Source organism: Pseudomonas sp. Pseusp15 (genome assembly GCF_059492165.1).
In genome coordinates, this window is the sequence record NZ_CP168523.1 from 3,322,291 (window position 1) to 3,338,442 (window position 16,152).

The following is a 16,152-nucleotide window of genomic DNA, read 5'->3' on the forward strand; positions in this document are numbered from 1 at the left end:
CGCTCAACAACAAGCGGCGTTTTTTATCAACACAGGAAAACCTACGCCCCTTCCGAGAGGTGATTCCAGTCCACCCAACCCAAAAACCACGTCGCCAGAATCAGTAAACCGAAGGCGATCCGGTACCAGGCAAACACCGCATAACTATGGTTGGCGATGAACTTGAGCAACCCGCGCACGGCAATCATCGCAAAGACGAAAGCGGCGACAAATCCCAGGGCAAACACCGGCAAATCTGCGGCCTGGAACAGGTCGCGATATTTATAGCCCGAGTACACCGCGGCCCCCACCATTGTCGGCATCGCCAGGAAGAACGAAAACTCGGTGGCCGTCTTGCGTGACAGGCCAAACAGCAACCCGCCGATAATCGTCGATCCCGAACGCGAAGTGCCGGGAATCATCGCCAGGCATTGTGCACATCCGACTTTCAAGGCATCGGTCCAGCGCATCTCGTCAACGTGATCGACCACTACCACGTGCTCACGCTGTTCAGCCCACAACATGATGATCCCGCCGATCACCAGCGCCACGGCCACGGTGATCGGGTTGAACAGATATTGATGGATTTTGTCGGCGAACATCACCCCCAGCACCACCGCCGGCAAGAAACCGATCAGCAAATTCAGAGTAAAACGTTGCGCATTACGCTGGGTCGGCAAACCCGTGGTGATGTCCAGAATCTTGTGACGGAACTCCCAGACGACCGCCAGAATAGCGCCCAACTGAATAATGATATTGAACGCCATGGCTCGCTCACCGCCAAAGTCGAGCAAGTCCGCGGCAATAATCTGATGGCCTGTACTGGAGATCGGCAAAAACTCTGTGAGTCCTTCAACCAGCCCTAGAATCGATACTTGCGTGGTGGTCCAGAAGTCCATTAATCCCCCGTTAACCCCTTTCGGCTGAAAGGTCTGTTGTTGGTTCCGAGCAGCTGTCGGGTCAACGGAGAATTAAAACGCATTACCTGCCGGCTTGAGGCAAACGTTATAAAACGTCCATGACCAGGGCTATGACCACCTCGACAGCCCTACCCGCCTGCTACGCTTTGCGTTCATGACTGGAGGAATAACCATGCCGGACGATCCTCCCCCCGCCCTGCTCGACGCCGGATGGGCGCCTGAAGAAGAAATTGACCCGGAAGACTGACACTTGTGTATCGCGAATCCATGGCTGCCACTCATCGTCAGCTCGTTGACGTTTTGAGTTTGGACGCGCGCAATGTCTACCCCAAAAATGATCGCCCAAGAGAACATTCCACATGGCAAAGATCATAGTGCTCGCTGGTGACTTCCCGCAGTGCGACGGGGAATATCACTCGGGTACCATCACGCTCAAAACGGCCCTTAAGCCACGACTGGGGAAAAGCTTCCCGGTCTCGGAATTTAAAGATCTAACGATCCAGAACACGGACTCCAACAAGAATATAAAGAGCGCCATCGGCCTGGGCATTGCGGGCGCGATGTTGTTGGGGCCGGTCGGTGCCATCGCTGGCTATCTGCTCGCGGGCAACAACACGGAAGTGACCTTCATGGCCACCCTGAAGGACGGTGGCAAGCTCCTGGCGGCAACCGATAGCGATACCTTCGAGGACATCTCGGCACGCGCCCACAAAAAAAACCGCCCCGGTCGCCGAGGCGTCCCTCGCGAATCATTTAACAACGACTCCATTCACTGATCCGCTGCCCCCGTGACCGCGAAGATGTTGCAGGGCACTCGATACAGAACATGCTCCGTCGTACTGCCCACCCACTTGCCCAACCCCTTGCGATGCGCATTGCCCATGACGATCACATCGGCCCGGTGATGCGCTGCAAAGTCAGCCAGCGCTTTGCCGGGCGGGCCCGCAACGAAGTGTTGTCGCTCGGTGGGCACGCCAAAGTGGTCGGCCAATGCGATGAATGACTGATGCAGAGACTTGCGCACGTCACTGTTGAAGCCTGGCATCGTCACTGCACCCGCGCCTGCGTCGGCTATATGCGTCAGCGACAGATCATAGGCATGCAGCAAATGCAGTTCTGCGTTGCATTGCATGGCCAGTCCGTTCGCTGCCTGGATGATGCGGTCGTTGATGCCGGTGATCTGCGTCTCGGGTTGCGACGGATCGACCGCCGCCACGATCACCCGCGGCAGCGGACACCTGACTTCGCTGACCAGATGCACAGGCACCGGACATTCGCGCAACAGGTGCCAATCCAGAGGCGTAACGAAAACACGCTTGAGTGCAGACTCGTGCTGCACGTCCTTGATCACCAGATCCGGCTGCATTTCTGCCACGTGCCGAAGGATTTCTTGCAACGCGCTGCGGGTTACAAGCACTTCGGTGCTTACCGTGACCCCGCGCCCGCGTATCAGATCTGCTTCATCCTTCAGCCACTTTTCGTTCTCTTGCTGACAGGCCTCACGAAACCGCGCACCGGCGCTCATCAACCCCAAAAGGTGAGAGTCTTCGATAAACACCGTGATGTGCAGCGCTGCGCCAGTGGCTTCGGCGATGGCGACAGCTCGTTCCAACGCCGCGGTGTGACGCATGGCTGGGCCGGCTATCAGAAAGAGTCGTTGATATTGGCTCATGTAACACCTCCAAACGTTCCGGGATATCTAACTCCCCCCAACGCTCTCGCCTGTCACACCACCGACGATTGGCTATCGCCTCAACTAACGGGATCGACACTATCAATATACGCCTTGATTGAATAAGCGAGTGATAGACGCGCCACGTCACACCGAATCCGATGTTCCGGATTCGGTGATGACCCAACACTACTTCTGCGCGTATTTCGTGCCGTGCGAATCGTTAAGCTGTGCCTGCATCAGCCCCCACTCACGTTGAATGATCGAGTAAGGAATAAAGATACTGATCCGCTCAGCGCCCTTTACCCCAGGGTGAAAACTCACATCGTGAAGTGTGGTGGAGAAGAATCCGACATTAATACCGACAATGCTGCCGTCATTGGCGATAACCGGCCCACCCGACATCCCCTTGATCATCGGGGCATCATGGATGGCATAGCGTTCGCCGCTGCCTTCATCACTGTTGATGAAAGGCGCCGGATACACCTTGCCTTGCCCGCTGACCGTTGTCATATACGGGCTCGTTCCCACGGCAGTGATGTGCTCACCCACGCGCGGCGCGCGCCATGACGGATAATGGCCGTCAGCCTTGTGCTTGATGAAGACCAGGTCGCAACCGGTGCTGCAGCTGTATATCACGTTGCGGATAAGGGGTGTGTGGCGGGTGGTGACGGCGTAGTCTTCGTTCCATTGCACGGCCGAGGCGGTGTACAGATAGGGCAAGGGAAAGCCTGAGAAGACTGAGAAATATGAATCGTTGGCAGGTCCCGACAAGTCGGGTTTTACCATACCGTTGCATCCTGCAATACCAGCTCCTATTAAAAAGTAGGCCATGATTTTAATCATGATGTTCACCGACTTATAAGGAGATTTTAGTTTTTGTTGTGTCAGGTTTTTAGTGATCAGGTTGTTGTAGTTGTTCCTCGCTGCCTGTTCTGGTGGGTAATGTATGGCCTAGGTTGTAAGCGTGTGTATGAATTTATTGCGCTAAGAACAATCGCTTTTCGTTACATATAAAAAACTTCAAATATTTGGCGCCTGAAAAATGTCACATGCGCCAAAATAAATATAAATGGAAGTTGCACTTAATAAGTGTAAAACGCGTGAAACAGTACTTTTAGAGCGATTTAGAGCACGTTGGAATGCCGCGGCAACCTAACAGAAATCAGTGCCGCGAAAATAACAAATGCGCTGGATATCCATAAACACGCTTCCAGCCCGAAGACCTGAAAAACCCAACCGGAGAGCACGGTGCCGATCAGCCGTCCCATGGCGTTGGACATGTAGTAGAAGCCCACATCCAGCGATACGCCGTCTTCCTTGGCGTAGGACACGATCAGGTAGCTGTGCAGCGAGGAATTCACCGCGAACAACGCACCAAAGATCATCAGACCGCCCAACAGCACCCACTGTGGCGACAACCCGGTGTTCAGCCCCAGCGCGATTGCCGCCGGCAGGCCTGCCAAGGCAACCGCCCAAAGAAACGCCGCGCGGCCATCCGGGACATGCCCTCGTTGCTTGCCGGTGATCCGCGGCGCGAGCGATTGCACGATGCCGTAGCCAATCACCCAGGCCGCCAGGAATCCACCGACCTTCCAGAAGTCCCAGCCAAAAACGCTGCTCAAGTACACCGGTAAAGCCACGACGAACCAGACATCGCGGGCACCGAACAGGAACATCCGTGCCGCCGACAAGATGTTGATGGCCCGGCTCTTGGAGAGAATGTCGCGGAACCTGGGCTTGGCTTTCGCCTTGCCCAGGTCCTTTTTCAACAGGATCAGGCTGCCGAGCCAGATCAGCGAAAGAACGCCTGCCATGGCCAGCAGCGCCCCTCTGAAACCGATCAGGGCGAGCAATGCCCCGCCGAGAAAGAAACCAACGCCCTTGAGGGCATTCTTCGAGCCGGTGAGGATGGCTATCCATTGATAAAGCGTGCCCTGTTGCCCGTCGGGCACCAGAAGCTTGATCGAGCTTTTGGCGCTCATCTTGTTCAGGTCTTTGGCGATCCCCGACAGTGCCTGCGCCCCCATCACCCAAGGAATCGTCAGCCAAGCGACTGGCACCGTCAGCATCAATAGCGCCACCACCTGCATCCCCAGCCCGATGTTCATGGTCCGGTTCAACCCCAGTCGCGCGCCGAGATAACCGCCCAGCAGGTTGGTGATCACGCCAAAGAGTTCGTAGAACAGAAACAACGCCGCGATTTGCAACGGGCTGTAGCCCAACCCGTGAAAGTGCAGCACCACCAACATGCGCAAGGCACCGTCGGTAAGGGTAAAAGCCCAGTAATTGCCCGTAACAAGCAGGTATTGCCGCACTGACGGCGCGAGGGCTGACAAGGCTTTCATCAACGCTCCTTAAACGGCCAGACCGACCATCCTGGCCAATTCGACGGTGCGGTTCGCGTAACCCCATTCGTTGTCGTACCAGGCATAGATTTTGACCTGGGTGCCGTTGATGACCATGGTCGACAGCGCATCGATGATCGATGAGCGCGGATCGGTGCGGTAGTCGATGGACACCAGCGGACGCTCCTCGAAACCGAGAATACCTTTGAGTTCGTTCTCGGACGCGTCCTTGAGAAACCGATTCACTTCGTCAACCGTGGTGACGCGCTCGACCTCGAACACACAATCAGTCAGCGAAGCATTGGCCAACGGTACGCGCACCGCGTGGCCATTCAGACGCCCGCGCAGCTCCGGGAAAATTTCCGCGATGGCGGTGGCCGAACCGGTGCTGGTCGGGATCAGGCTCATGCCCGAAGCCCGCGCACGGCGCAGATCCTTGTGGGGTTGGTCGAGAATGCTTTGGGTGTTGGTCAAGTCGTGAATGGTGGTGATCGAGCCGTGGCGAATGCCTAGCGCTTCATGGATCACCTTGACCACTGGCGCGAGGCAATTGGTGGTGCACGACGCCGCGGTAACGATGCGATGTTCCGCCGGATTGAACAGTTGATGGTTGACGCCCATGACGATGTTCAGCGCGCCCTCTTCTTTCACCGGAGCACTGACCACCACGCGCTTGACGCCCTGGTCGAGGTACGCCTGAAGCACCGCGACAGTCTTCATCTTGCCGCTGGCTTCAATCACCAGATCACAGCCCGACCAATCGGTATCGGCAATCGCCTTGTTGGCAGAAACCTTGATGCGCTTGCCGTCGATGACAATGCAGTTACCTTCGGCGCTGGCTTGATCATTCCAGCGACCATGCACCGAATCGAAGTTCAGCAGGTGCGCATGCGTCGCCGCGTCGCCTGCCGGGTCGTTGATCTGCACGAACTCAAACTCCGGCCAGTGCCAGGCGGCGCGCATGGCGAGACGACCGATGCGGCCAAAACCATTGATGCCCACTTTGATAGTCATGTTGGTGTGCTCTGTATCTGTTGTCAGGGATAGGCTTTTGAAATTATCGAACCGGACAGCAGGCGGCTGCCCGTTCAGGGCGCTCACCCATGTCTTCAAGACGTTTGGCATCAGCGCTTAGCCAATGCTGGTTGGTTTCAAGCACGACAGTCAGCATTTGAAGCACCCAGTCAGGAAGACTCGGGTGCAACCGGTAGTAAACCCATTGGCCTTGTCGACGGTCCGACAGCAATCCGCTGGTGCGCAACTGCGCCAGGTGCCTGGAGACTTTCGGCTGGCTCTCATCCAACGCACAGGTCAGCTCGCAGACACACAACTCTCCCTCGCGGGCGATGAGCAGCATCATGCGGACCCGGTTGTCGTCAGCCAGGCATTTGAAAACAGTGGTCGGCGTCAGAAAGTCAGCCATTTCGGGTCTCGGCGTTTGGGTTTCATACAGCAACACGGGCTTTGCGACACAGGCAAGCCTCATCAATATGCGTTTTGCCGAATATATGTTTTTCCGTATATGCGGTAAAGCAGCAAATCTTCGACCAACACAACCAGCGTCCTGACGTTCGTGCGGTCCCGGGAAGATCAGCGAAAGGATTTCGTATACCCTATCGCTATCTCACTCCAAACGATCGCCGCCGTGAACCTACCCAAACTCAACGCTCCCGACCTTGGCAATACGCCTTCGACCTCGGAAATCATCACCCGTCATCTGCGCGACGCGATCGTCGCCGGGCATTTCGCTGAAGATGAGCCGATTCGCCAGGACGACATTGCCCGCCAGTTCAACGTCAGCAAGATTCCGGTGCGCGAGGCCCTCAAGCGGCTGGAAGCCGAAGGGTTGGTGATGTTCCAGCGCAATCGCGGGGCGATGGTCACGCGGGTTTCCGATGCCGAGCTGGCGCAGATGTTCGAAGTGCGCATGTTGCTGGAAGACAAAATACTGCGCCTGGCCATCCCCAACATGACCGAAGAAACCTTCGCCCGTGCCGAGCGCATCTGTCAGGAATTCATCGGCGAGGACGACGTGGGCCGCTGGGCCGAGCTCAATTGGGAGCTGCACGCCTGCCTCTACGAACCGGCACAACGGCCGTTTCTGGTCAGCCTGATTCGTTCGGTCAACGACAAGCTGGAGCGCTACCTGCGCATGCAGATGAGCCTGTCGGCCGGCAAGGAACGGGCCGATCACGAGCATCGCGAAATCCTCGCGGCCTGCCGTGCCGGCGATGTGGAGCTGGCGGTGAAGCTGCTGGACGAACACATTGCCGGGGTCTGCAAGACCCTGTTCGAGCACCTGCCTCACGCCCACTGACCGCTGTGCCGATTTCGTCATCGGCACAGGATAAATCCATCAAGCCGCCCCCCCGCTACACAGGCCACTCTTGCGTTCACTCATCTGAACGGACGTGGCCCTCCCATGAAACGCATCACCGTGATCGACTCCCACACCGGCGGCGAACCGACCCGTCTGGTGACCGCCGGTTTTCCTGACCTGGGCACCGGCAGCATGGCTGAACGGCGCAAGCGGCTGGCCGACCATCATGATCAATGGCGCGCGGCCTGTGTGCTGGAACCACGAGGCAGCGACGTGCTGGTGGGTGCCCTGCTCTGCACACCGGTAGACCCGAGCGCCTGTGCCGGAGTGATTTTCTTCAACAACAGCGGTTACCTGGGCATGTGCGGCCACGGCACCATCGGCCTGGTGGCGTCGTTGGCGCATCTGGGCAAGATCGGCCCCGGTGTGCACCGCATCGAGACGCCAGTGGGGACGGTGCAGGCGACCCTGCACGAAGACCATTCGGTGAGCGTGCGCAATGTGCCGGCCTACCGTTACCGCAAGGCGCTGGTGTTGCAGGTGCCGGGCATCGGCCAGGTGGTCGGCGATATTGCCTGGGGCGGCAACTGGTTTTTCCTGATCGCCGAGCATGGCCTGCGGGTGGCCGGCGACAACCTTGACGCGCTGACTGCTTATACCTACGCCGTGCAACAAGCGCTGGAAGCCCAGGGCATTCGTGGCGAAGACGGCGGGTTGATCGACCATATCGAACTGTTCGCCGATGACGATCACGCCGACAGCCGCAACTTCGTGCTCTGCCCCGGCAAGGCCTATGACCGCTCACCGTGCGGCACCGGCACCAGTGCCAAACTGGCCTGCCTGGCCGCCGACGACAAGTTGCAACCGGGGCAGATCTGGCGTCAGGCCAGTGTCATCGGCAGCGAGTTCGAAGGTTCTTATGAATGGCAAGGCGAGCGCATCGTGCCGACCATTCGTGGCCGTGCCTTTATCAGCGCCGAAGCCAGTTTGATCATCGAACAGGATGACCCGTTCGCCTGGGGCATTCGCCCATGAGCGAGGGCCTGGTGGCCGATGTGATCGTGATCGGCGCCGGCATCATCGGCGCCGCCTGCGCCCAGGCACTGGCCCGTCGTGGCTTGCAGGTGCTGGTGCTGGACGCCGGCCTGCACGGTGCGACGGCGGCGGGCATGGGCCACCTGCTGGTGCTCGATGACAACCCAGCCGAACTGGCCCTGAGCCAATATTCCCTGCAACGCTGGCGTGAACTGGCGCCGGACCTGCCCGACGGCTGCGCTTACCGCAACAACGGCACACTGTGGCTGGCAGCCAACGCCGAGGAAATGGCGGTCGCCCACAGCAAATACCTGAACCTGAAAGCCCAGGGCGTGGCGTGCGAACTGGTCAGTGCCAGCGCCTTGCGTCAGCGTGAACCGGAACTGCGCGAGGATCTGGAAGGCGGCTTGCTGATCAATGGCGACGGCATTCTGTATGCGCCGGCGACGGCCCGCTGGATGCTCGACACACCGAACATCCGTCAGCACCGGGCGCGGGTCAGCGCGGTCGATGGCAATCGCGTTTACCTCGATGACGGCCATTGGTTGCGGGCCGAAGCCGTGGTGTTGGCCAACGGCATTCAGGCCAGCGAACTGTGCCCGGAGTTGCCCATCGAGCCGAAAAAGGGCCACCTGCTGATTACCGACCGCTACCCCGGCACCGTCACCCACACCTTGGTGGAGCTGGGATACGTCACCAGCGCCCACAACGCCACCGGGCCATCCACCGCCTGCAATATTCAGCCGCGCCCGACCGGGCAATTGTTCATCGGTGCCTCACGGCAATTCGGCACCACCGACCCGCAGGTCGAAGGCTGGATGCTGGCGAAAATGCTCAAGCGTGCCGCCGAGTACATGCCAGGGCTGGCCCGGCTCAACGGCATCCGCGCCTGGACCGGTTTTCGCGCCGCCAGCCCCGACGGCCTGCCGCTGGTGGGCCAGCACCCACAGCAGCAGGGCTTGTGGCTGGCGGTCGGGCACGAAGGGTTGGGCGTCACCACGGCCCCTGGCACGGCCGACTTGCTGGTGGCGCAGCTGTTCAACGAAACCCCGCCACTGGCCGCGCAACCCTACCTGCCCCAGCGTTTCCTCGGAGAACCTGTCTATGCCTGAATTATTGCTGGACGGCCGCGCCTTGAAGGTGGCCGAGGGCACCAGCGTCGCCGCAGCCTTGGCGCTGGGCAGCGACGGATGCACACGCACTTCGGTCAGTGGCCAACGCCGCGCACCGCTGTGCGGCATGGGCATTTGCCAGGAATGCCGGGTGACCATCGACGGCCGGCGACGCCTGGCCTGCCAGACACTGTGCCGTGACGGCATGCAGGTGCAGACATGCCCATGAACGAATACGCCGATCTGCTGATCATCGGTGCTGGCCCCGCTGGCATGGCCGCTGCTCTTGCCGCTGCCCCCAGTGGCGCACGCATCGTCATGCTCGACGACAATCCGCTGCCGGGCGGGCAAATCTGGCGTGACGGCCCTCAAGCCAATGTGCCCGATCAGGCCCGTCGCCTGCGTGAGCGATTGCATGCGTGCAGCAACATTCGCCGTCACGCCGCCACCCGGGTGATCGCCAGTCCCGGTCCGAAACAGCTGCTGGTCGAAAATGACGATGACGGCTGGCTGATCAGTTATCACCGATTGATTCTGTGCACCGGCGCCCGCGAGTTGCTGCTGCCCTTCCCCGGCTGGACGTTGCCCGGCGTGACCGGCGCTGGTGGCTTGCAGGCGCTGATCAAGGCGGGCCTGCCGGTGCAGGGTGAGCGCGTGGTGATCGCCGGCAGCGGCCCGTTGTTACTGGCGACTGCCGCCACCGCGAAAAAACACGGCGCGCAGATCCAGCGCATCGCCGAGCAAGCCTCGCGCACCGCCGTCGCCGGTTTCGCCGCACAACTGCCCCGCTGGCCTGGCAAATGGCTGCAATCGTTCAGCCTGTTCGACCGCCATTACCGCACCGCGACGCATGTGCTGGCCGCCCTTGGCACTGACCGACTGGAAGGTGTGCGCCTGCAACAGCAGGGCAAAATCGTCGAACTGGCCTGTGATCGGCTGGCCTGTGGTTTCGGCTTGATCCCGAACATTCAATTGGGCCAGGCACTGGGTTACGCCATCGAGGGTCAGGCGTTGGCCGTGGATGCCTGGCAGGCCAGTCGCGTCGATCATTATGCGGCGGGAGAATGCACCGGGTTTGGTGGCAGTGAACTGGCGTTGGTCGAAGGTGCCATTGCTGGGCACGCGGCGGTCGGTGACCTTGAAGCGGCACGCCAGTTGTGGCCACGTCGAGCGCGCTGGCAGGGTTTTGCCAAGGCACTGAATCAGGCCTTCGCCCTCGACCCACAACTCAAATCCCTGGCCCGCCCCGACACCCTGGTCTGCCGCTGCGAAGACGTGCCCTACGGCGCATTGACCGGGCACACCGACTGGCGTGAAGCCAAACTGGCCAGTCGCTGTGGCATGGGCGCCTGTCAGGGCCGGGTGTGTGGTGGCGCGGTGCAGCACCTGTTTGGCTGGCAACCCTCGGCGCCCCGTCCGCCCTTCAGCCCGGCCCGAATCGAGACCTTGATGTGCCTGGACGACACCCCGCCAGCCTGAAACCCCCTCGGGGGTTTCAGCCGCGCTGTCGAGCCTCTATGATCCCGGGGTCGCCCTCAGACCCCAGCGCCATGTACCCCTCGCTCAGCACCTTCAAACCCTGCGATCTGCCCACGCTGTTGAACAGCCTGCAGCCGATTGCGCCGCTGCTCGACACCCTGGCGGACGTGGTGTTTTTCATCAAGGACCGCGAAGCCCGCTACGCCTTCGTCAACCAGACCCTGGCCCGGCGTTGCGGTTTCAAACATCGCGAGGATCTGCTGGGGCTCACCGCCGAGATGGTCTTCCCGGAACGCTTCGGCCCGCTGTACACCGAACAGGATCGGCGGGTGCTGTCCAGCGGCCGCGAGATGGCCGACCAACTGGAACTGCACCTGTATTACGGCAACCAGCCGATCTGGTGCCTGACCCACAAACTCGCCTTGAAGGATGAACAGGGTCACATCGTGGGCCTGGCCGGGATCTCCCGCGACCTGCAATCGCCGCAGTCCAATCACCCCGCGTTCCAGAAACTCGCCGCCGTGGACGCGCACATCCGCAGCCACTTCGCCCGCCCCATCAGCCTCGCCGAACTGACCGCCATCGCCGGTTACTCCGTGGCGCAACTGGAGCGTCACTGCAAACGGGTGTTCCAGCTCACCCCACGGCAGATGATCAACAAGGCGCGCCTGGATGAAGGTTCTCGGCTGTTGCTGCACAGCGACCTGCCGATCACCGAGATCGCCCTGCGCTGCGGTTACACCGACCACAGTGCGTTCAGCCGGCAGTTTCGTGCGTTGACCGGTCTGTCACCGAGCCAGTATCGCGATACTCAGCGCTAAGGATCGTTCCCACGCGGAGCATGGGAATGATCAACCCACAGTAAGACCAATAAACAGGCGATGTTTAATAGACATCTCCAGACACTCACCCAGGCTACACATCCTTGCGCCTCTGCCTACGACTACGCCAGAATCCGCCGGCTAGTGCGCCTGTGGCCCGGGCTATATCGTTTCCCTGTCGCTGAAAAAAACAGCGATCGGGTTTGGTAGCCCGGTTTTCTGGCGCATAGCGCGACCTAATGCAGAGACTGTTTTCGTCTCCTGTTTTTATGGTGGCTATGCGTAGGGCGCTCTCGGGCGCGCCGGGTTGCCAGATGACCGGTCTACCAACCTGCGTATGGCCACCACCTCTTCGTTTGGTAGCGAAGGTGATGGCTCCACTTTTAATATCTGGAGCTCCATCTATGTTCAAACCAACGCCAAATCCTCCGGAAACCGACGACGTTTCCCCCTACGAATCCCTCGATTCGAAAAAGCTCCACGCAGCCGCCGACCGCGCCCTCGATCACTACCTCAAACCACCCACCCCCAAAGACACCCAGCGCAAACCCAGCACCATTTACCACGTCGGCCCCAAGGTCGATAACGAAACCCTGCTGGTCAACGCCTGCGAATCCCTGGCGTCAGCCAGCATGATGCTCAGTGAGTTCGCCGGGTTGATGGACATGCCCCATCGCAACATCATGTTGGGGATTCAATCGGTGGTCATGCTCGGGGAGCTGGCGGTGAATCGAGTGCTGGATAACCTCGATCCGCAGGGCTGACGAAAGTCTGTAGTGAGAGCACTTATTGTGGCGAGGGAGCTTGCTCCCGCTGGGTTGCGAAGCAGCCCCAAATCCAGCAACCGCATTTTTCTGGCACACCGCATATGCCGGTTTTGCGACTGCTGCGCAGCCGAGCGGGAGCAAGCTCCCTCGCCACATGGGTGTGTCAGAGCACGGGGTGATCGCAGGGCGCCGATGTTCCCTAAAGGGGCGCCCCGCACAACCATTGCTCCCATCTGTAACACCCACCATCGCGGCCCCCGCCCCTCACGGCGTCACTCTGACGCACCGCAACACCTCTACTCCAAGGTCTGCCAACAAATTCACGCCTCGGCCTGGAAACGGGCACGTTGATTGCTATATTTAATATCGTATACGAAATCCCCAATACGATATCCAACAGCACTTCACATCAACGAGGCCTCTATGAAAAACCCCGCATTTGCCGTAGCCCTCAGCGCTGTTCTGAGTACCTCCTTCATTGCCACCGCCCAGGCCGACAAGCTCGACGACATCATCGGTTCAGGCAAGCTGCGCTGCGCCGTGACCCTGGACTTCCCGCCCATGGGTTTCCGCGATGCTGGTAACAACCCGGCCGGTTTCGACGTGGACTATTGCCATGACCTGGCGAAAATCCTCGGGGTCGAGGCCGAAGTGGTCGAGACGCCGTTCCCGGACCGTATTCCGGCGCTGGTCTCCGGGCGGGCCGATGTGATCGTCGCCTCCACTTCCGACACCCTCGAACGGGCCAAGACCGTCGGCCTCACCGTGCCCTACTTCGCCTTCCAGATGGTGGTGCTGACCCGCGACGACACCGGCATCAACAGCTTCGATGACCTCAAGGGCAAACCCGTGGGTAACACCAGCGGCACCTATGAGGCCATCGCGCTAGAGAAAGACGTGAAGAACTGGGGCACCGGCACCTTCCGCGCCTATCAGTCGCAGAACGACACCCTGCTGGCGGTTGCCCAAGGCCATATCGACGCCACCGTGGTCACCAACACCGTGGCCGCCGCCACCCTCAAGTCGGGCAAATACAAAAACCTGAAAGTCGCCGGTAACGCGCCGTACGTGATCGACTACGTCTCCCTCGGCGCCAAGCGTAACGAGTATGGCCTGCTCAATTACCTCAACCTGTTCGTCAACCAGCAGGTGCGCACCGGTCGTTACAAAGAGTTGTTCGTCAAATGGGTCGGCACTGAAATCCCGCCGACCAACCTGACCGTGCCACAGGTCTACTACTGAGGTGTCCGGCATGCCTAGGCCCACTTCTCTGACCGGTCGCAGCCTGGTCGCGGGCGCCGCCGAGGGCGCCCTGCTGTTCGCCGATATCGGCTTGAGTTTCTGGGGCGGGGTCGATCCGTTTAGCGGCGAGATCATTGACCGTCACCACCCGCTCAGCGGCGAATACCTGGCCGGCCGCGTGCTGGCTATTCCCAGCGGACGCGGCTCGTGCACCGGCAGCAGCGTGTTGATGGAACTGATCAGCAACGGCCACGCACCGGCCGCATTGGTGCTGGCCGAACCCGATGAGATCCTGACCTTGGGCGTGCTCGTCGCGCAGACGATTTTCGAGCGCTCCCTGCCGGTGCTGTGCATCGGCCGGGAGGCCTTCGCCGCGTTGCGCGGCAAGGCCTTCGCTCGGGTCGACGGCGCCTCGGTAACCGTGTTCGAACACCTGCCGGGCGATGCCTGGCAGGCACTCGACAGCCCGTTGCAAACGCAAGACCCAAGCGCCCCGCTCGAACTCACCGAACACGACCGGGCGCTGCTCGACGGCCAGCATGGCAAGGCTGCACAAGTGGCCATGCAGATCGTCCTGCGCATGGCCGAACTGCAAGGTGCCCGCCGCCTGGTGGATGTCACCCAGGCGCACATCGACGGCTGCATCTACACCGGACCTGCGAGCCTGCGCTTTGCCGAACAACTGGTGCAATGGGGCGCCAACGTGCGGGTGCCCACCACCCTCAATTCAATTTCCGTGGACCAGCGCCGCTGGCGCGAATTGGGCATCGACCCGGCGCTTGGCGAACCGGCCAGTGCCTTGGGCGATGCCTATATGGCGATGGGTGCGCAACTCAGTTTCACCTGTGCGCCCTACCTGCTCGACAGCGCCCCCAAGGCGGGCGAGCAGATCGTCTGGGCCGAATCCAACGCGGTGGTCTACGCCAACAGCGTGCTGGGGGCACGCACCCTGAAGTACCCGGACTACCTGGATATCTGCATCGCCCTGACCGGCCGCGCCCCGTTGATCGGCTGCCACCTGGACGCACAACGCAAGGCCCGACTGCAGGTCGAGGTGCCCGCCCTGGGCGAACTGGACGATGCCTTCTACCCGCTGCTCGGTTACCACATCGGCGCGCTGGCGGGCAGCCGGATTCCACTGGTGCGCGGGTTGGAAAACCGCAAGCCGAGCCTGGACGACCTCAAGGCGTTCGGCGCGGCGTTTGCCACCACCTCCGCCGCCCCGTTATTCCATATCGCCGGGATCACCCCGGAAGCTATCGACCCGGCGCAGGTGCTGGAGGGAGATGTAGCCCTACCCGTGGAAACAATCCGCCTGAAGGATCTATTGGTCAGTTGGCGCGAACTCAACAGTGCCCGCGACAGCCGGGTGGATGTGGTCTCGCTGGGTAACCCGCATTTCTCCCTCAGCGAGTTCGCTCACCTGGCGCGACTGTGCCTGGGTCGGCACAAACACCCCGACGTGGTCCTCGCCATTACCTGCGGCCGCGCCGTGCTGGAACAGGCTCGCGAAGCCGGGCATATCGCCGTGATCGAAGCCTTCGGCGCGACCCTGGTCACCGATACTTGCTGGTGCATGCTCGGCGAACCGGTGATCCCGCCGGGCGCAACAACCTTGATGACCAACTCCGGCAAATACGCCCATTACGCACCCGGCCTGGTGGGCCGCAAGGTGCATTTCGCCAGCCTGGCTGAATGTGTCGATACCGCTTGCAGTGCCACGGCCAGCGGTCGTCTGCCGGCCTGGCTGCAAACCGCCGCCCCTCTGGAGACTCTCGCGCATGTTTGATTACACCTTCCAATGGCGCGCCACCCTGCGCGCCCTGCCGGACATGCTCGCCGGCGCCTGGGTCACCTTCGAGACCGCCGCGCTGTCGATGATCTTCGGCGTGCTGATCGCCCTGGCCCTGACGGTGATGCGCGAAAGCAAAACCCCGCTGCTGCGCGGTATCGGCAACGGCTGGGTATCGATCGCGCGCAACACCCCATCGCTGTTCCAGATCTACGTCCTCTACTTCGGCCTCGGCTCGCTGGGCTTGCACGTCAGCTCATGGTTCGCCCTGCTGGCCGGGATCACCTTCAACAATGCCGGGTATCTGGCGGAGAACTTTCGCGGCGGCCTCAAGGCCGTCCCCGACACTCAAGTGCGCGCCGCGCGTTCGCTGGGCATGAGTGCCTTCCAGGCCTACCGCATGATCATCGTCCCGCAGCTGTTGCGGATCGTCTTCTACCCGCTGACCAATCAGATGGTCTGGGCGGTGCTGATGACGTCGCTGGGGGTGATCGTCGGGCTGAACAATGACCTGACCGGGGTGACCCAGGACTACAACGTCAAAACGTTCCGCACCTTCGAATACTTCGCTATCGCCGCCGCGCTGTATTACCTGATTGCCAAGGCGATCGTCGCGTCAGCCCGGCTGATGGCCTGGCGGTTGTTCCGTTACTGAGGGCTTGACC

17 protein-coding genes are annotated in these 16,152 nt (G+C 60.7%); 11 read left to right on the top strand and 6 right to left on the bottom strand.

Going from position 1 to position 16,152, the window contains the following annotated elements:
* Positions 1-41: 41 nt before the first annotated feature.
* Positions 42-878, bottom strand: a complete 837-nt coding sequence (locus tag ACEN8R_RS15020) for an undecaprenyl-diphosphate phosphatase (protein ID WP_018928287.1) — start codon at positions 876-878, stop codon at positions 42-44.
* A 380-nt stretch (positions 879-1,258) separates the two neighbouring features.
* On the opposite strand from ACEN8R_RS15020, the gene ACEN8R_RS15025 reads away from it, so the two are divergent.
* Complete coding sequence (locus tag ACEN8R_RS15025; protein ID WP_018928288.1) at positions 1,259-1,675, top strand: hypothetical protein; 417 nt, start codon at positions 1,259-1,261, stop codon at positions 1,673-1,675.
* On the opposite strand, the gene ACEN8R_RS15030 is transcribed toward ACEN8R_RS15025, so the two are convergent.
* The 5 genes from ACEN8R_RS15030 to ACEN8R_RS15050 form a co-directional block, all read right to left on the bottom strand.
* The gene (locus ACEN8R_RS15030; RefSeq protein ID WP_495624172.1) at positions 1,669-2,571 is read right to left on the bottom strand and encodes a universal stress protein; all 903 of its coding nucleotides are present in this window, start codon (positions 2,569-2,571) and stop codon (positions 1,669-1,671) included. The two genes, ACEN8R_RS15025 and ACEN8R_RS15030, sit on opposite strands and share 7 nt — an antisense overlap.
* Positions 2,572-2,760: 189 nt before the next feature.
* Positions 2,761-3,360 carry a trypsin-like peptidase domain-containing protein gene (locus ACEN8R_RS15035; RefSeq protein WP_018928290.1) on the bottom strand — a complete coding sequence of 200 codons (600 nt, stop codon included), beginning with the start codon at positions 3,358-3,360 and terminating at the stop codon, positions 2,761-2,763.
* A gap of 338 nt (positions 3,361-3,698) precedes the next feature.
* Positions 3,699-4,919 (bottom strand): organoarsenical effux MFS transporter ArsJ, encoded by a 1,221-nt coding sequence (gene arsJ / locus ACEN8R_RS15040; protein WP_064616862.1) that lies wholly within the window; start codon positions 4,917-4,919, stop codon positions 3,699-3,701.
* A gap of 9 nt (positions 4,920-4,928) precedes the next feature.
* Positions 4,929-5,933 (bottom strand): ArsJ-associated glyceraldehyde-3-phosphate dehydrogenase, encoded by a 1,005-nt coding sequence (locus tag ACEN8R_RS15045; protein ID WP_019581962.1) that lies wholly within the window; start codon positions 5,931-5,933, stop codon positions 4,929-4,931.
* Between the two features lie 43 nt (positions 5,934-5,976).
* Entirely contained in the window at positions 5,977-6,342 is a 366-nt protein-coding gene (locus tag ACEN8R_RS15050; RefSeq protein WP_495624173.1) for a metalloregulator ArsR/SmtB family transcription factor, read from the bottom strand.
* Positions 6,343-6,564: 222 nt separating this feature from the next.
* Here ACEN8R_RS15050 and ACEN8R_RS15055 point away from each other — a divergent pair, with 222 nt between their 5' ends.
* The 10 genes from ACEN8R_RS15055 to ACEN8R_RS15100 all read left to right on the top strand — a co-directional run bounded on the left by ACEN8R_RS15055 (position 6,565) and on the right by ACEN8R_RS15100 (position 16,142).
* On the top strand, positions 6,565-7,236 hold the full coding sequence (locus ACEN8R_RS15055; RefSeq protein ID WP_007935506.1) for a GntR family transcriptional regulator: 672 nt from the start codon (positions 6,565-6,567) through the stop codon (positions 7,234-7,236).
* Between the two features lie 105 nt (positions 7,237-7,341).
* On the top strand, positions 7,342-8,274 hold the full coding sequence (locus ACEN8R_RS15060; protein WP_019649542.1) for a 4-hydroxyproline epimerase: 933 nt from the start codon (positions 7,342-7,344) through the stop codon (positions 8,272-8,274).
* On the top strand, positions 8,271-9,386 hold the full coding sequence (locus ACEN8R_RS15065) for an NAD(P)/FAD-dependent oxidoreductase (RefSeq protein ID WP_495624174.1): 1,116 nt from the start codon (positions 8,271-8,273) through the stop codon (positions 9,384-9,386). Before ACEN8R_RS15060 ends, ACEN8R_RS15065 begins: the two co-directional genes overlap by 4 nt.
* Complete coding sequence (locus ACEN8R_RS15070) at positions 9,379-9,615, top strand: (2Fe-2S)-binding protein (protein ID WP_008074690.1); 237 nt, start codon at positions 9,379-9,381, stop codon at positions 9,613-9,615. The genes ACEN8R_RS15065 and ACEN8R_RS15070 overlap by 8 nt, the downstream gene beginning before the upstream one ends.
* Positions 9,612-10,865, top strand: coding sequence for an NAD(P)/FAD-dependent oxidoreductase (locus ACEN8R_RS15075; protein ID WP_192351519.1), 1,254 nt, complete (start codon positions 9,612-9,614; stop codon positions 10,863-10,865). Before ACEN8R_RS15070 ends, ACEN8R_RS15075 begins: the two co-directional genes overlap by 4 nt.
* Before the next feature lie 71 nt (positions 10,866-10,936).
* Positions 10,937-11,686 (top strand): AraC family transcriptional regulator, encoded by a 750-nt coding sequence (locus ACEN8R_RS15080; RefSeq protein ID WP_019581955.1) that lies wholly within the window; start codon positions 10,937-10,939, stop codon positions 11,684-11,686.
* Positions 11,687-12,090: 404 nt separating this feature from the next.
* Positions 12,091-12,450 carry a DUF6124 family protein gene (locus tag ACEN8R_RS15085; protein ID WP_019581954.1) on the top strand — a complete coding sequence of 120 codons (360 nt, stop codon included), beginning with the start codon at positions 12,091-12,093 and terminating at the stop codon, positions 12,448-12,450.
* A gap of 426 nt (positions 12,451-12,876) precedes the next feature.
* Positions 12,877-13,695 (top strand): ABC transporter substrate-binding protein, encoded by an 819-nt coding sequence (locus ACEN8R_RS15090; RefSeq protein WP_018928300.1) that lies wholly within the window; start codon positions 12,877-12,879, stop codon positions 13,693-13,695.
* A gap of 10 nt (positions 13,696-13,705) precedes the next feature.
* Positions 13,706-15,484, top strand: coding sequence for a cis-3-hydroxy-L-proline dehydratase (gene lhpI, locus ACEN8R_RS15095; protein WP_477759632.1), 1,779 nt, complete (start codon positions 13,706-13,708; stop codon positions 15,482-15,484).
* Positions 15,477-16,142, top strand: a complete 666-nt coding sequence (locus ACEN8R_RS15100) for an amino acid ABC transporter permease (protein WP_018928302.1) — start codon at positions 15,477-15,479, stop codon at positions 16,140-16,142. Before lhpI ends, ACEN8R_RS15100 begins: the two co-directional genes overlap by 8 nt.
* The last annotated feature ends 10 nt before the right edge of the window (positions 16,143-16,152 follow it).

What these genes read in the sequence shown, in the direction of transcription:
- ACEN8R_RS15080 (WP_019581955.1), top strand. Translation starts at nt 10,937, where the DNA reads ATGTACCCCTCGCTCAGCACCTTCAAACCCTGCGATCTGCCCACGCTG.
- ACEN8R_RS15075 (WP_192351519.1), top strand. Translation starts at nt 9,612, where the DNA reads ATGAACGAATACGCCGATCTGCTGATCATCGGTGCTGGCCCCGCTGGC.
- ACEN8R_RS15020 (WP_018928287.1), bottom strand. Translation starts at nt 878, where the DNA reads ATGGACTTCTGGACCACCACGCAAGTATCGATTCTAGGGCTGGTTGAA.
- lhpI (WP_477759632.1), top strand. Translation starts at nt 13,706, where the DNA reads ATGCCTAGGCCCACTTCTCTGACCGGTCGCAGCCTGGTCGCGGGCGCC.
- ACEN8R_RS15035 (WP_018928290.1), bottom strand. Translation starts at nt 3,360, where the DNA reads ATGGTAAAACCCGACTTGTCGGGACCTGCCAACGATTCATATTTCTCA.
- ACEN8R_RS15085 (WP_019581954.1), top strand. Translation starts at nt 12,091, where the DNA reads ATGTTCAAACCAACGCCAAATCCTCCGGAAACCGACGACGTTTCCCCC.
- arsJ (WP_064616862.1), bottom strand. Translation starts at nt 4,919, where the DNA reads ATGAAAGCCTTGTCAGCCCTCGCGCCGTCAGTGCGGCAATACCTGCTT.
- ACEN8R_RS15090 (WP_018928300.1), top strand. Translation starts at nt 12,877, where the DNA reads ATGAAAAACCCCGCATTTGCCGTAGCCCTCAGCGCTGTTCTGAGTACC.
- ACEN8R_RS15070 (WP_008074690.1), top strand. Translation starts at nt 9,379, where the DNA reads ATGCCTGAATTATTGCTGGACGGCCGCGCCTTGAAGGTGGCCGAGGGC.
- ACEN8R_RS15060 (WP_019649542.1), top strand. Translation starts at nt 7,342, where the DNA reads ATGAAACGCATCACCGTGATCGACTCCCACACCGGCGGCGAACCGACC.
- ACEN8R_RS15025 (WP_018928288.1), top strand. Translation starts at nt 1,259, where the DNA reads ATGGCAAAGATCATAGTGCTCGCTGGTGACTTCCCGCAGTGCGACGGG.
- ACEN8R_RS15100 (WP_018928302.1), top strand. Translation starts at nt 15,477, where the DNA reads ATGTTTGATTACACCTTCCAATGGCGCGCCACCCTGCGCGCCCTGCCG.
- ACEN8R_RS15050 (WP_495624173.1), bottom strand. Translation starts at nt 6,342, where the DNA reads ATGGCTGACTTTCTGACGCCGACCACTGTTTTCAAATGCCTGGCTGAC.
- ACEN8R_RS15045 (WP_019581962.1), bottom strand. Translation starts at nt 5,933, where the DNA reads ATGACTATCAAAGTGGGCATCAATGGTTTTGGCCGCATCGGTCGTCTC.
- ACEN8R_RS15065 (WP_495624174.1), top strand. Translation starts at nt 8,271, where the DNA reads ATGAGCGAGGGCCTGGTGGCCGATGTGATCGTGATCGGCGCCGGCATC.
- ACEN8R_RS15030 (WP_495624172.1), bottom strand. Translation starts at nt 2,571, where the DNA reads ATGAGCCAATATCAACGACTCTTTCTGATAGCCGGCCCAGCCATGCGT.